The organism is Nitrosospira sp. Nsp1 (assembly GCF_900100985.1).
GTDB lineage: Bacteria > Pseudomonadota > Gammaproteobacteria > Burkholderiales > Nitrosomonadaceae > Nitrosospira.
Genome location: NZ_FMUF01000027.1, coordinates 11,944 through 25,799 on the forward strand (window position 1 = coordinate 11,944; position 13,856 = coordinate 25,799).

A 13,856-nucleotide genomic window follows, 5' to 3' on the forward strand; every position below is an offset into this window, starting at 1 on the left:
ATGAATAACCTCACGTTGCTACTGGTCTGCCAGGCTGTTACCACGCTTGGGCTGATGGTCTTCGTGCCCATCATGCCGTTGTATATTGCAACGCTGGAACAGATGGATGCCGCGGGTGCCGCGCACTGGAGCAGTCTTGCACTGGCGGCGCCCGCCATCGGTACGTTGTGTTTCGCTCCTTACGTCGGCAAGTGCTGCGATCGTTTCGGCTACAAGCGGATGCTGCTGGCATCGTTGGCCGTATTCACTGCCAGCATGCTGTTGATGGCGTTGAGCCCGGGTGTGCACGGCTTCATGCTGGGCCGTCTGCTGCAGGGCATAAGTACCATAGGCGTGGTGCTCACCGCCTTCATCGGCTATGTCAGCGATGACACTTCACGCGGGCGCTCGCTGGGTTTGCAGGAAAGCGCCATTGCGTGCGGGGCGCTGACCGGCCCGTTATTGGGCGGCATGATGCTGGACTATTGGTCGCTCAAGCCACTGCTGCTGACGAGTGCCGTACTCACGGGTATAGCGGGCGGAATACTGTGGACTCAACTCAGCGAGCCGCAAAAAGTTGCAGGAATCTCCGGCTTGCCCTTTTCCGGACTACGTACTGTGCTTGGCGACAGCAACCTGCGCAACTGGATGCTTGCAGCCTGTTTTATTCAGGCGGCCGCATTCGCCTTTGTCAATGTCTTCGCACTCTATCTGACGGCGCGTTTCCCTGCCGCCGAGGCAATGGCCAGCAAGATCGGGTTCCTGCACGCGCTGGGCTGGCTTGCGACCATGCTGGCCGCTCCATGGTGGGGCCGCCTGAACGATCGCGGTGAACCGCGACGCTACTTCACGTTTGCTGCCATGGGCTGCGCGCTATCGGCCGGTTTACTGATCCTTATCGACGAAATCTGGATCGTCGCGCTGTTGCGGATAACCCAGGGTGCCTGTTACGCAGCATTGATGCAGTCGGTGTTACTGGCTTGCAGCCGCCAGCTGCCCATCTCGGCATATGGCTATGTGACGGGATTAAGCAGGAGCTTCATGGTTGTCGGCCAGTTGATCGGCCCATTACTCATTTTATTCCTGCTGCCGTTCCTTTCCCCCATCGATCTTATCTGGCCTGTTGCCGTACTGTTCTTCGCGGGTGGACTACTGGTTCTCAGCGATCGTACCGATGGTTTTTCATTTGCGGAGTTAAAAAAATGATTCCGATGTCTTCACATCTGCTGGAAATGGCACCCATAGAGCGGCGCCTGGTAGAGCAGTATGTCAACACCTATTGCCGGGAAACAGGTTGTTTCGATCCACGTCTCGCAGCGGATGACGCAGGACCGGTTGAACTCCGTTCGCATATCAAGGCTTGGCGTGCCGCCGGATCGGCGCCGTATTTAGTTTCGCTTGCAAAAACCGGGTACCGGCTAGCGGGTGCGTTTGCCTATTTTTCGCCGATTGGCTATCACCGGCTGGCGCCATTCGCCTGGATTGAACGGCATGGTAACTGGCAACCCTTGATTACAGACGCGGCGTTGCTGGCTGATCTGATCGCCGACGCGCTCGCCGCGGCCGCCGATCAGCCTGCGGAAATGACCGATCACAGCCGTGTCCGGTTAAAAACGCTGATGCGGAACAGCATAGCCCAGGTCCGCCGCTACCATTTGCATAAACCCGCCGGGGAACGCCCGTCTTTCCTCTCCGCTGAGCAGGGACTGCGCTTTGGTCACATTTTTCATGTTACCTCCAAGGCTGCGGAAGGTTTCAGCGAAGAAGACATGCAACGTTACGCGCCTGAACTGGGCGCGTCATTTCGCCTGCACTACTTCGCGGTCGCGGCCGGTATGCTGGAGACCCGCACTATCGATGGGAAGCAGCCCGCCATCGACCCGGAAGTGGCATTATTCGCCCGTGATCTGCTTGCCGATGGCGATTTCCGGCTCTTGCCTTGCCATCCCTGGCAAGCCAATTATTTGCTGGGTCTGCCCGAAATCAGCATGCTGATAAATCAAGGAAAGCTGGTTTCGCTCGGACCGATGGGTGAAGTGGCCTGGCCCACATCTTCGGTGCGCACCGTCTGGCTACCCCGCCAAAATTTGTTTCTCAAACTGTCGCTCAATATCCGTATCACCAATTTCATACGCAACAACCCATCCGAACAGGTCAGGCGGGCGCTGGATGCCAGCCTGGCTCTGTCGTTACTACCGCGTCATATCTCCGAGCAATCGGCATTTCGCATCCTGCCCGAATTGGCGAGCCAGACGCTGAGGCTGCCGGACGAGGCCTTGCGCGCTGCCTGTGCAGTGGTATACCGGCAGGCGATGCCGGTAATCGAGGCAGGGCACGTCCAGACAATCGTGGCGGTACTGGAAGAGCCTGCCGATGGAGAAATTCCACTGCTGGCCTTGTTGCGGTTGTCTGCCAGGGGAAAACCGCTCAGCGAGGAATTGATATGCATGTGGTGGAAATGCTATCTGGATGTCACCCTGTTGCCGTTGCTGCACCTCTTTTTGGAGCATGGCATCAGCCTTGAAGCCCACCTGCAGAATACCCTGATCGCCTTCCACGATGGCTGGCCGTCTCGTGGCTACGCGCGAGACATGGAGGGCGTCAGCATCAGCCGCACACGTTTCCGATTCCTCGACCACCTGCCCGGCGACAGCCCGGTTCTCTACGCAGAGGAGCAGGCCTGGCACCGCTTCCAGTATTACGTGCTGGTTAATCATATAGGCCATGTGGCCGCCTGTCTGGCTCGCACTGGGTTGACTACCGAGACGACATTGTGGCGCGACACCGCATCGATGTTGAGCGCGATCGACGACCCGCTGATAAGCCGATTGCTCATACAGCCGACCCTGCCGGCCAAGGCCAATATGCTCAGCAGCTTCCACCAGCAGGGAGAACACCCATCATGGGTTGAGATACCCAATCCAATGATTGCAAAAGTAAACCAATGAATCCACTTGACTATGAAAACCTGATTGATAGTCCGGCCTACCACCGGGCGAGTCGCCGCGTACTACGCCAACTACTGGAGGCGCTGTTATTTGAGCGTGCTATACCGCATTGCGCCTGGGATGGAGAAACACTGAGTTTGCCGGGCCTCCGTGCGGATAACGTTCCCGTCAGCTATCAATGCCAGGCCCGCCAAACCATCAGCTTTGGCCGTGTGCGCATCACTACGCCGCTGCTGCGCATCGATGACGGCGTTACCCATGAGGCTTGCGACCCTGCGTTGTTCCTGACGGAAATTGCGCCCTGGCTGGTTGCCGACGAACTACGGCTCAGCCAATTTGCATCCGAACTGCTGGCTACGCAGATCAAGGATGCGCAAACATTATCCGCACACAGTGGCAAGCCGTTGCGCGATGCGGACTATGACACGCTGGAAGCAAGGCTGACCGACGGTCACCTCTATCACCCGGTCTACAAGTCGCGGATAGGCTTCACGCTGGATGACAACAGAATGTACGCGCCTGAAATCGCGGCCTCGGTAAGACCACTGCTACTCGCCGTACGCCGGGATCGCTGCCGCTGGGCGATGAGTAAAACGCTGAATGATGATGCGGAAAGGGGCGTTGCGCTGCTGGGTGAGCCCGGCTGGCAGTACTTTTGCGATCAGTTATGCCGGCGCTCGTTGCAGCCCGACGATTATCTGCCGCTACCGGTTCATCCCTGGCAATGGGACGAAGTTGTCCTGCCCGGCTATCACCAGGCCCTGGCGCGAGGCGAACTGTTTGCGCTGGGCCTTTTGCCTGACCGGTATCTGCCTCAGCAATCGATCCGTACCCTAAGTAATTTGAGCGACCGCAACCGCCTGTCACTCAAGCTTTCGATGAGCCTCGTCAATACATCCACCTCGCGGGTGCTGGCGCCGCACACCGTGCAGAATGCACCCGTCATCAGCGACTGGTTGCATGGATTGGCGGAGCGGACCGACTGGTCATTACCCCTGGCGCGCCCCGTGCTGTTGCGCGAAGTGGCCGGCGTGAGTTTCACGCCGGTGGCCCTGGCTCATGGCCAGTATGGCGCGCTGTCGTGCATCTGGCGCGAAAGCGTGCATAACTATTTGTGTGCGGGTGAAAGAGCGGTGCCGATGACCGCCGTCACGCATATCGATATCGACGGGAAGCCTTTCATCGATCCGTGGGTTCGGCGCCATGGGCCCGGGCAATGGCTGAAGCGATTGGTGGAGCGGGCATATTTGCCGGTACTGCATCTGCTTTGGGAACATGGAACCGCATTGGAGTCGCATGCCCAGAATATGCTCCTGCTGGTGGAGGAGGGGCTACCGGCGCGCGTAGCACTCAAGGATTTCCATGATGGGGTGCGCTTCAGTAGAGCGCTATTATCCGCGCCTGCGCCCGTGCTCACCGCACCGCCGCCCGAGCACGCGCAGATCAATCCCAATTCCTTTCTGGAAAGCGAAAATGCCGAGGAATTACGGGATTTCACCTTCGATGCGCTGTTTTTCGTCAACCTGGCGGAACTGGCCTGGCTGTTCCTGAGCCACTACGGTATGGCGGAAAAACGGTTCTGGCAAATCACCGGTGAAGTATTGCAGGCACACCAGAAACGCCATCCTCAGAGTGAGGCGCGTTATTTGTTGTTCGACTGCTTTGCCGATGAGGTGGGTGTCGAGTTACTTGCCAGCCGGCGTTTCCAGTCGGAAATCCGGTTACGTACGCGGCCCGCGCAGAACCCCCTCGCAAAAGTCGAGGAGCCGTCATGTGTCTGAAGACGCGCCTGGAGGCAGGCGGCATCGTCTATGGCTTGTTCTGTTCCACCCCCGCCGCGCTGAGCGTGGAAATAATCGCAGCGGCCGGCTATGACTTCGTCGTGATTGACCTGGAACACACACTGATCAGCGCCGGGCAGCTTGCCGCAATGCTGCTGGCGGCCCGCGCCGGCAGCATTGCGGCGCTGGTCCGGGTAGCCTCGCCTCATCAGATTGTTCAGGTACTGGATGCCGGGGCGGAGGGCGTTGTATTTCCGCATATTCGCTCCGCGCAGGAAGCACGGGATGCGGTGCGCCTTTGCCATTTTTCCCCGCTCGGGGAGCGTGGCCTGAACGCTACCTTGCATACCCGTTACGGGCGCGATGACCTCGCAAGATTCACGCGTGCCGCGCGAGAATGCACCCTGGTGGTAGCGATGATTGAAGACCGCGAAGGGGTGGAAAATGTCGATGAAATTGCGGCGGTGGAAGGGGTAGACGTATTGCTGGCGGGTGCGGCAGATCTCTCGCAATCGCTGGACTTGCCCTGGCAAACCCATCATCCGGACGTACGTGAAGCGGTATCGCTTGTTCGTACCGCGGCAGAACGCCACAGCAAGATGTTCTGCGCCTTGCCGCGGATACCGGGGGATTTCGAATCCGATTATCGCAGCTCGGTTCGAATGTTCATTCTTGGCGATGATCGCGGTATTACGCGGCGCGCCATGGCATCGCATCTGGTACAGCACCAGGCCAAGGTGCTCGAGCAATGAACCCGCAACGCCTGCACGACTATCTGCATGGTCGCACCCAGTCCGACTCGCCCGATATTCAGCCCGTATGCGCTTATATTTATGATCTGGCACATTTACGGCAGCGCGCCGACATGCTGCGCCGCAGCCTGCCTTCACAATGCCAGCTTTTTTACGCCATCAAAGCCAATAGCGACGAGCCGGTATTGAAGGCGCTGCTCAACCACACCGACGGCTTCGAAGTGGCATCGCTGGGCGAAATCCGGCGCGTGCGCGCCATCGATGATGCCGTTCCCATCGTATTCGGCGGTCCCGGCAAAAGTGACGCCGAACTGGAAGGCGCGCTTGACCACCGAATCACGCTGATCCATGTGGAAAGCGAGCATCAGTTGCGGCGCCTCGACTGGATTGCGCGACGCCGTCACGAGGTGGCGGATATTCTGCTCCGTGTGAACCCGGCCCATGTGCCGCAAGAGGCAACATTGCGCATGGGCGGACAGGCGACCCAGTTTGGCATTGAAGAGGCACAAATTCCCGCCCTGCTCGAACTCATCCGGACCTTGCCGGGCATTCGCCTCAAGGGCCTGCACATCCATGCCATCTCCAACAACCTCAATCCGGATACCCACCTTGCCCTGGTGGAGCATTACTTTGACCTGGCAGAGGCGTGGCAGCGCCACTATGGGCTGAAGTTCGACTGGCTGAATGTCGGCGGCGGCATTGGCATTGATTATGCTGACCCGGATTCGTCTTTCGATTGGGAAAGCTTCTGCGCAGGCCTGTCGGTGCTCATCGCCGCGCGCCAGCCCCGGTTTCAGGTTGTATTCGAGTGCGGGCGTTTCCTCGCCGCGGACTGTGGTTGCTACATGAGTGAAGTCATTGACGTGAAAACCGCCTATGGCAAACACTTCGCCATACTCCGTGGAGGCTCGCACCACTTCCGGCTGCCGGTTTCGTGGCAGCACAACCATCCTTTTATGGTATTGGAGCGCGAAAGCTGGCACTACCCATTTCCGCGTCCTTCAGTTGTTGATGCCCCCGTCACGCTTTGCGGCGAGTTATGCACGCCGAAGGACACCCTTGCACGTGATGTCCATGTCAAGCAGCTTCGAGCCGGGGATTGTGTCGCCTTCCTGCTGGCCGGCGCCTATGGCTGGCACATCTCCCATCACGATTTTTTAAGCCACCCTCATCCTGAACGTGTGTTTCTGGACAATTATTAAAAGGATTCACGATGCTCTGTTCGCTCCCCATTCATTTTGTACAGGTCAAGCGGGTTCGCCCGAATGAGTACCACTATTCCAATCACGCGGTGACCCTGGCGGATACCATTTTGCGCGAACAGCTCTGGCGCATCCCCATCGCCGTGGAGCGTACCAGCCTGGCTGTCATGGATGGCCACCATCGCCTGGAGGCCGCGCGCCGGCTCAGGCTGAAGTATATTCCCTGCCTGCTGCTCGACTATGATTGCGTGAAAGTCGATGCAACGCGCCAGGGCTACCTGGTTAATCCGCATGAAATCGTGCGCCGCGCCAGGACCGGCGAGTTATACCCACCAAAAACCACCCACCACCGGTTCTCATCGCCGTTTCCCACTTGCAATATTTCGGTACCGTTGCTGCAGGATCCGGCTGTCGTATCTTCCTTGCCTGCATCCACGTGTTTCATGTCCCGATATGAAATCAGTATGGCAACGGCGTCGGATGGGCAACATCCGACCATGAATAAGGACTTGACGTGAGACATAAATCCTGGTTCATGGAGAGAGGCATTGGTATCATGAAAATCAATTTGTACTCGGCAATCGTTGCACTTTCATCGACGTTCTGGATTCAGCAGGCGGAAGCGGAGACTCCGCCTGCTGAATCCAAGGCAGAGCAATCCAAGGCAGAGCAATCCAAGGCAGAGCAATCCAAGGCAGAGCAATCCAAGGCAGAGCAATCCAAGGCAGAGCAATCCAAGGCAGAGCAATCCAAGGCAGAGCAATCCAAGGCAGAGCAATCCAAGGCAGAGCAATCCAAGGCAGAGCAATCCGAGGCAGGGAAAAAGCTGCCCGCCGTCACCGTGACCGGCGAGCGGGTAGGGAGTTTCAACTCCGATTCCGTTCAGGTTGGAACATTCCGGGATATGGCGCCAATTGATGTGCCACAGACCAGTAATGTGATCACACGGGAAGTGCTCGATGCACAGGCCATAACCGGTGTATTTGGCGCGTTGCGTAATACAGCGGGTGTCACGCGTTCGCAATTGAACGGGTCGACTTACGACAATATTGCGATTCGCGGTATTCTCGTGGAAAACCGCAGCAATTACCGGCTCAACGGATCTCTACCGATCATCAACCTGATCGATATCCCGATGGAGAACAAGGAGCGCGTCGAGGTACTCAAAGGCGCTTCATCGCTATATTATGGTTTCGTGCCGCCATCCGGCATCGTCAATCTGGTAACCAAACGTGCGGGCAAGGATCCCATTACAAATGTCTCGTTGATGGCAAATATGTATGGCGGCGCCAATACGCATATCGATCTGGGGCGGCGCTTCGGCAGCGAGCAGCAGTTCGGGGCACGCATCAATCTTCTTGCCGGGCGCGAAGATATCGGTATTCACAATTTTTCCGGTTACCGCGCCCTGATGTCGGGAGCCTTCGACTGGCGGATCACCGATAAACTTTCCGTCAAGTTCGATGTGGAGCATTACCGCAAGGAGGTTTCCGAGCAAGCGGCGATACAGGCCCTTCCAGCGGTCAATGGCGTGATCACATTACCCCCTATTCCGAATGCCCGCCGTAATCTCGCTGGGGAATGGCAGAAGTATGACGCCGAGGCAACCAACCTGCTGCTGCGCGCGGATTATGCAATAAGCGACAATTGGGGACTGCTATTCGAGATCGGTAAAGCGCAGACCAAACGGGACCGCAATTTCTCCCAGTTCCAGAATTACAACCTTGCCACCGGCGAGGGAACCCTGCGCACTTTCTTCAACCGTGGCCAGCATTGGGATAACCAGAATATTCGCGCCGAAATATTCGGACGATTTCCCGGCCAGGCCATCACCCATGAGGTATCCGTGGGGTTTACCGGCAACGAGCGCAGGCAGGATCCTCGCACTACATCCGTATCTTCTTTCGACACTACGCAGAATCTATATAACCCCATCGATATTGCGCAACGGTCTCCCACCACGCCATTTAGCGCAAATCGATCGAAAATAACGGATTTCGGCTTGTATATATCCGATCGAATCCTGATTGGCGGCAGGTTGCAAGTCATGCTGGGGGTACGCAGCAGCTTCTATGAGAGTGTCGCTGCGACCACTCACTATAAGGCCGAAAGGGTCAACCCGTCGTTGTCCTTGATGTATAAGCCCATCCCCAACGTGTCGATATACGCAAGCTACATTGAAGGCGTCGAGGAAAGCGGGCAGGCGGGCAGCAGGTTCGCCAATAGTGGGGAGATCCTGGCGCCGGCGGTGTCGAAGCAAAAGGAGGTGGGCGTCAAGGCACTTGTCGCGCAGGGCATATTGCTTCAGGTGGCATACTTCGACATCAAACGCGCCTCAACCACCGTTGACGTGCCGACCAATCGTTTTATCCTCAACGGCATGGCCCGGTATAGCGGCTTTGAGTTGTCAGCCTCTGGCGAGATAACGAAGCAATTGTCGCTCATTGGTTCGGCCCTATTCATGGAGGCGGAACAATTGAACAGAGCCAATGCCGAGACTTTCGGCAAGATACCGGATAACACGCCGCAACGCACGGCCAGCCTCTTTGCGGAGTACCGGTTGACCAGCATACCTGGACTGGCGCTCAGCAGCGGTGTGCACTACGTGGGGAGGCGGCCGGTGAACAGCGCCAACCAGGTGTTCGTGGATGATTACGCGATACTTTCCCTGGGTGCACGCTACGCGACCCGTATTGCGGGCAAACGTACCATGATCCAGGCAGTCGTGGATAACGCAGCCAACAGCAATTATTGGAGTACTGCGGGTAATGGATTGCTGGGTGTCGGCGCTCCGATTCTTATGAAGGTCGTGTCTCGGGTCGAGTTCTGATAACCGGGTTCCAGGAGGGTATTCGGAACGCCGAATTCCTGAAGCTGGAGCGCACGCTTTGGGGGTACCTACCCGGATGTTCCATAAATTCGCGTGATGATTGCGCAGGATTTTGTTTTATAGGGAGATTTTGTGAAAGAGTGGCGTAGTTATTCATACGCCCGACTGAACGAAATCTTCATACGGAACAAAAGACCAACAAGGGCGTGCGTCAATTTATGAAACATCCGGGTTAAATATCCAGATGAGGTATTCGTCATGAAAACACGAAGAATCGTCTTCAATCTTCATCTTTATATCGGTTTGGCGGCTGGGTTGTTCGTGGTGCTGAGCGGCTTGACCGGGAGCATGATCGTGTTTCGCGAAGAGATCGAAGCGCTTTTGCATCCCGAATTGATGGAAACAGCGGTGAGCGGCGAGCGGGTTCCTCTGGAAGCTGTGCTGAATGCGGTCAGGGAGGCGTACCCTGACGACACGGTTTTTTCTGTTCGCGTGCCGCGCACGCCGGAACAGACTTACCTGCTGAAAATGAACGAGCCGCATGGCTTATTCGTTTATGCAGACCCTTACAGCGGTAAGTTGCTCGGCGCCCATCGGCAGGAAGACACTTTTATGGGGTGGGTCGCGCTGTTGCATGCCGAACTTCTGATTGGGGAGCGCGGTAAAACCATCCTGGGCGTCAGCGCCTTACTGCTGATTTGCATGAGCATCACCGGCTTCTTCCTCTGGTGGCCGCCCAATGGAAAGGGAATAGGAAAGCTGGCGCGGGGCTTCAAGGTCGGGTGGCCTGCGCCATGGAAAAAAGTTATTTTTGACCTGCATCGTGCATCAGGCGTCTACACCATCGTTTTTCTCCTGATTATTGCCTTCACCGGTGTCTCTCTCGTGTTCAATAAAGTCGTGATTGAGTTTACCAATTTTTTGACAGCGAGTGTGCCAAGACCGGCCCCGCCTCATTCCGATCCTCTCGGTGCCGGAGGGATGATTCTTCCGCTAGACGATCTACTGCATCAGGCCGATCGCATCCTGTCCGGTCCTACTACCTGGATCAACCTTCCGCAAACACCTGAGGCGCCTTTGGTAGTGCGCAAAAAGATGCCGGAGGAGTTCCATCCCAATGGGAGGAGTTTCATCTATTTCGATCAATACACCGGAGGCGTGTTGCGCATTGAAAATGCTTTGACAGCGCCTTCAGGAACCCGGATTTATAACTTTTTTTACCCTCTCCATATCGGTATGGTAGGAGGAGCGTTTACACGGATTTTACAAGTGATCATAGGATTTTCGCCTCTTGTGCTATTTGTTACCGGCTATCTCATGTGGAGGAATCGAACGAAAACGAGAGTATATAAAAAGACTTCTAAAAATCCGGTTCCCATCAGCCACAAAGCTGCGCAGGGAAAACCATAAAACCCTATTAACGCTATTGCCTTTCCGGTGTCATTGAAATATAATGAGAAACGTTATCATTTCTTAAGATAAAGAAAGAATTATTCAAAATCTCATACCGTATTCCGGCGCCTCGGACGAGGCGACAATCGTAAACTCATTCATCAGAATGAGATATGGAAGGCGCCACTCCGAGGCGATACAGTATTGAGAACCGGCTGCAAAGCCGAGAAATGATTTCACCGCCGCTGGGATAGGAGAATTAGTGCCTAAACCAGCGGCATTTTTATAGCCAGCCAGCCATCCAGCAAGCCAGCCAATTTTTATCCAACTTACTGAAAGTTATTGGCTGTGAAAAATAAATATAAAAGTAGCGCGAACATTGTTGTGTCCCGGTTTACCTCCTCACGTTCGGTTAACGCTGATGAGCTCAAGAATGCCCCCCTCTGTGCGATTCGCTCCGAAAACCACAACGTGGTAGGAAAGCGCAATGGCAGGAAAGCAAAATCCAACTTATATCGATCTTCCCTCGCAGCGGCAGTACAGGGTGCGCTGCTTCTTCTTGGCACAGCTGGCATAGCCTTGCCGCATGCGGCCTTTGCCGAGTCAAGCGTTGGCGACAGCGCCCATGCGCAGCCATACAATATTTCCGCCGGCCCGCTGGAAGATGCGCTCAATCATTTTGCAAAGCAGACACGAGTCAAGCTTTCCTTCACTGCCGCCGATATAAAAGATATCGCGACGCAAGGGCTGAACGGCAATTTCTCGGTACAGGGCGGATTGAACCGTCTTCTGACTGGGAGCGGCCTCGAAGCGGTACCGCAGGCCAATGGGTACATTGTAAGAAAGCTACCCGCGATAGCGGCTGATCAACCTACGGCGCTACCGCCAATAAACGTCTCTGCGAGCACCATAACCAGTCCGACGGATGGTTATATGGCCACAAAGAGTTTTAGCGCCACCCGAACCGATACCCCGCTGCGCGATGTACCGCAATCCATCACTGTTGTAACGCAGGAGATGATCAAGGACCAGACCATGCTGAGTATCGGCGATGTGGTGCGCTACGTGCCGGGGGTCAACCCATCACAAGGGGAGGGCAATCGCGATGCGGTGATTTTCCGCGGCAACAATTCGACGGGGGATTTTTATGTCGATGGGTTGCGCGACGACGTTCAGTATTTCCGTGATCTTTACAATATAGACCGGGTTGAAGTCCTGAAGGGTTCAAATGGGATGATTTTCGGACGGGGAGGCGCAGGAGGCGTCATCAATAGGGTTACAAAGGAAGCCGGGTGGACGCCGATACGTGAAATTACGGCGCAGTATGGATCCTTCAGCCATAAGCGGATTACGGTCGACATCGGCCAGGCCATTAACGATGTGGCCGCTTTCCGTCTCAACGCGATGTACGAACACTCGAACAGCTATCGTAACGGCGTCGACCTGGAGCGAGGCGGGGTCAATCCCACGTTTACATTCAAGCCGACTGCTCAAACCAAGGTCGTGCTGAGCGGGGAATACTTCTTCGATCGGCGTGTCGCAGATCGCGGCATTCCCTCTTTTGGGACTATGTCCGGTGTCGTGAATTCCGGTCGTCCCGCCGATACGCACCGCTCGACTTTTTTTGGCAATGCGGAAAACAGTCCGACGAATATCGATGCCTGGTCGTTGAATTCACTCATCGAGCACACGTTCGATAACAATCTTAAAGTTCGTAACCGCACCCGCTACGCCAGTTACGACAAGTTCTACCAGAACGTATATGCCAATGGAGTTGCGAGTGCTGAAGATGCCTCGGGAACAGTAGCGATTGGAGCTTATAACGATACCACCCAGCGCAATAATCTCTTCACTCAGACAGATTTTTTGTACAACCTCGACACTTGGGGAGTGAAGCACGAGTTCATGACAGGTGTGGAATATGGTCGCCAGGTTTCGGACAACTTCCGAAACAGCGGAGTTTTCAGTACGCCTAATCGAGTATCCTTTCTTAACCCCACTTTTCTGGGTCCTATAACCTTCGCGCAAAGTCCTTTTAACCCGGTAAACCGTACTGGCGACGCAAATAATCACGGCGTGGTCGAAGTGGTGGGAATCTATCTACAGGATCAGATTACGCTTCTCCCCCAATTGAAGGCCGTGTTGGGTATACGCTACGATAATTTCGATATGAATTTCGTCGATAAACGCGATGGTGCGAGATTTCATACCAACGATGGACTGGTCTCGCCACGGGTCGGGCTGATCTACAAGCCGATCGAACCCGTTTCAATTTATGGCAATTATAGTCTAGCCTATGTGCCGCGCGCGGGTGATCAGCTAAGTTCAATAAGTCTGAGCAACGCGACACTCAAGCCGGAAAGCTTCATGAACCTGGAATTAGGCGCGAAATGGGATATCCGCCCTGATCTGTCGCTTACCACGGCGTTGTATCAACTGGAACGCAGCAACGTCATCGCTCCGGTTCCCAATGATCCCAGCAGGACAACCCTGGTTGATGGCCAGCGCGCCAGAGGTGCCGAGATAGGATTGATGGGCCGCGTTACCCCGCAATGGAGTGTCATGGGCGGCTATGCCTATACCGATGCCGAGATCACTAGCGCGATAACCGGTGCGCGGGCTGGCGCGGTCGTGGCACAAGTTCCCAAGCATACCGTTTCCATGTGGAACCGCTATGATTTCACGCCCTTCCTGGGCCTGGGGCTTGGCGTGATCCATCGCAGCAGCATGTACGCGGCACTCGACAATACGGTACTTTTACCGGGTTTTACGCGACTGGATGCGGCAATGTTCGTCAGGCTTAACAAGACCCTGCGGGTTCAGGCAAATATCGAAAACATAGCCAATGTCAATTATGTTGCGTCTGCCCACAACAATAACAACATAATGCCAGGCGCTCCCCGCATTTTCCGTCTAACGGTCGTCGCCAACTTTTAGATTGGTTATGAATCATGAGCATACGGGTCATGAGT

General features: G+C 55.6%; 9 protein-coding genes. All 9 read left to right on the forward strand.

The genetic code is table 11. The features are described from left to right. The 9 genes from BLP78_RS13455 to BLP78_RS13500 all read left to right on the forward strand — a co-directional run bounded on the left by BLP78_RS13455 (position 1) and on the right by BLP78_RS13500 (position 13,821). Positions 1 to 1,185 (forward strand): MFS transporter, encoded by a 1,185-nt coding sequence (locus tag BLP78_RS13455; RefSeq protein ID WP_090460004.1) that lies wholly within the window; start codon positions 1 to 3, stop codon positions 1,183 to 1,185. After that, positions 1,182 to 2,927 (forward strand): IucA/IucC family protein, encoded by a 1,746-nt coding sequence (locus BLP78_RS13460; RefSeq protein WP_256330285.1) that lies wholly within the window; start codon positions 1,182 to 1,184, stop codon positions 2,925 to 2,927. Before BLP78_RS13455 ends, BLP78_RS13460 begins: the two co-directional genes overlap by 4 nt. Continuing rightward, complete coding sequence (locus BLP78_RS13465) at positions 2,924 to 4,708, forward strand: IucA/IucC family protein (protein ID WP_090460005.1); 1,785 nt, start codon at positions 2,924 to 2,926, stop codon at positions 4,706 to 4,708. The genes BLP78_RS13460 and BLP78_RS13465 overlap by 4 nt, the downstream gene beginning before the upstream one ends. Next, positions 4,699 to 5,460 (forward strand): HpcH/HpaI aldolase family protein, encoded by a 762-nt coding sequence (locus tag BLP78_RS13470; RefSeq protein ID WP_090460006.1) that lies wholly within the window; start codon positions 4,699 to 4,701, stop codon positions 5,458 to 5,460. Before BLP78_RS13465 ends, BLP78_RS13470 begins: the two co-directional genes overlap by 10 nt. Continuing rightward, entirely contained in the window at positions 5,457 to 6,662 is a 1,206-nt protein-coding gene (locus BLP78_RS13475; protein WP_090460007.1) for a type III PLP-dependent enzyme, read from the forward strand. Before BLP78_RS13470 ends, BLP78_RS13475 begins: the two co-directional genes overlap by 4 nt. Positions 6,663 to 6,673: 11 nt before the next feature. Continuing rightward, complete coding sequence (locus BLP78_RS13480; protein WP_090460008.1) at positions 6,674 to 7,180, forward strand: ParB N-terminal domain-containing protein; 507 nt, start codon at positions 6,674 to 6,676, stop codon at positions 7,178 to 7,180. 38 nt (positions 7,181 to 7,218) lie between these two features. Next, complete coding sequence (locus BLP78_RS13490) at positions 7,219 to 9,492, forward strand: TonB-dependent siderophore receptor (protein ID WP_256330287.1); 2,274 nt, start codon at positions 7,219 to 7,221, stop codon at positions 9,490 to 9,492. A 258-nt stretch (positions 9,493 to 9,750) separates the two neighbouring features. Beyond that, entirely contained in the window at positions 9,751 to 10,902 is a 1,152-nt protein-coding gene (locus tag BLP78_RS13495) for a PepSY-associated TM helix domain-containing protein (protein ID WP_090460009.1), read from the forward strand. Between the two features lie 453 nt (positions 10,903 to 11,355). Then, positions 11,356 to 13,821 carry a TonB-dependent siderophore receptor gene (locus BLP78_RS13500; protein WP_256330288.1) on the forward strand — a complete coding sequence of 822 codons (2,466 nt, stop codon included), beginning with the start codon at positions 11,356 to 11,358 and terminating at the stop codon, positions 13,819 to 13,821. The last annotated feature ends 35 nt before the right edge of the window (positions 13,822 to 13,856 follow it).

Coding starts and splice junctions, on each gene's coding strand:
- BLP78_RS13480 (WP_090460008.1), top strand. CDS start 6,674: ATGCTCTGTTCGCTCCCCATTCATTTTGTACAGGTCAAGCGGGTTCGC.
- BLP78_RS13465 (WP_090460005.1), top strand. CDS start 2,924: ATGAATCCACTTGACTATGAAAACCTGATTGATAGTCCGGCCTACCAC.
- BLP78_RS13475 (WP_090460007.1), top strand. CDS start 5,457: ATGAACCCGCAACGCCTGCACGACTATCTGCATGGTCGCACCCAGTCC.
- BLP78_RS13455 (WP_090460004.1), top strand. CDS start 1: ATGAATAACCTCACGTTGCTACTGGTCTGCCAGGCTGTTACCACGCTT.
- BLP78_RS13490 (WP_256330287.1), top strand. CDS start 7,219: ATGAAAATCAATTTGTACTCGGCAATCGTTGCACTTTCATCGACGTTC.
- BLP78_RS13495 (WP_090460009.1), top strand. CDS start 9,751: ATGAAAACACGAAGAATCGTCTTCAATCTTCATCTTTATATCGGTTTG.
- BLP78_RS13460 (WP_256330285.1), top strand. CDS start 1,182: ATGATTCCGATGTCTTCACATCTGCTGGAAATGGCACCCATAGAGCGG.
- BLP78_RS13470 (WP_090460006.1), top strand. CDS start 4,699: ATGTGTCTGAAGACGCGCCTGGAGGCAGGCGGCATCGTCTATGGCTTG.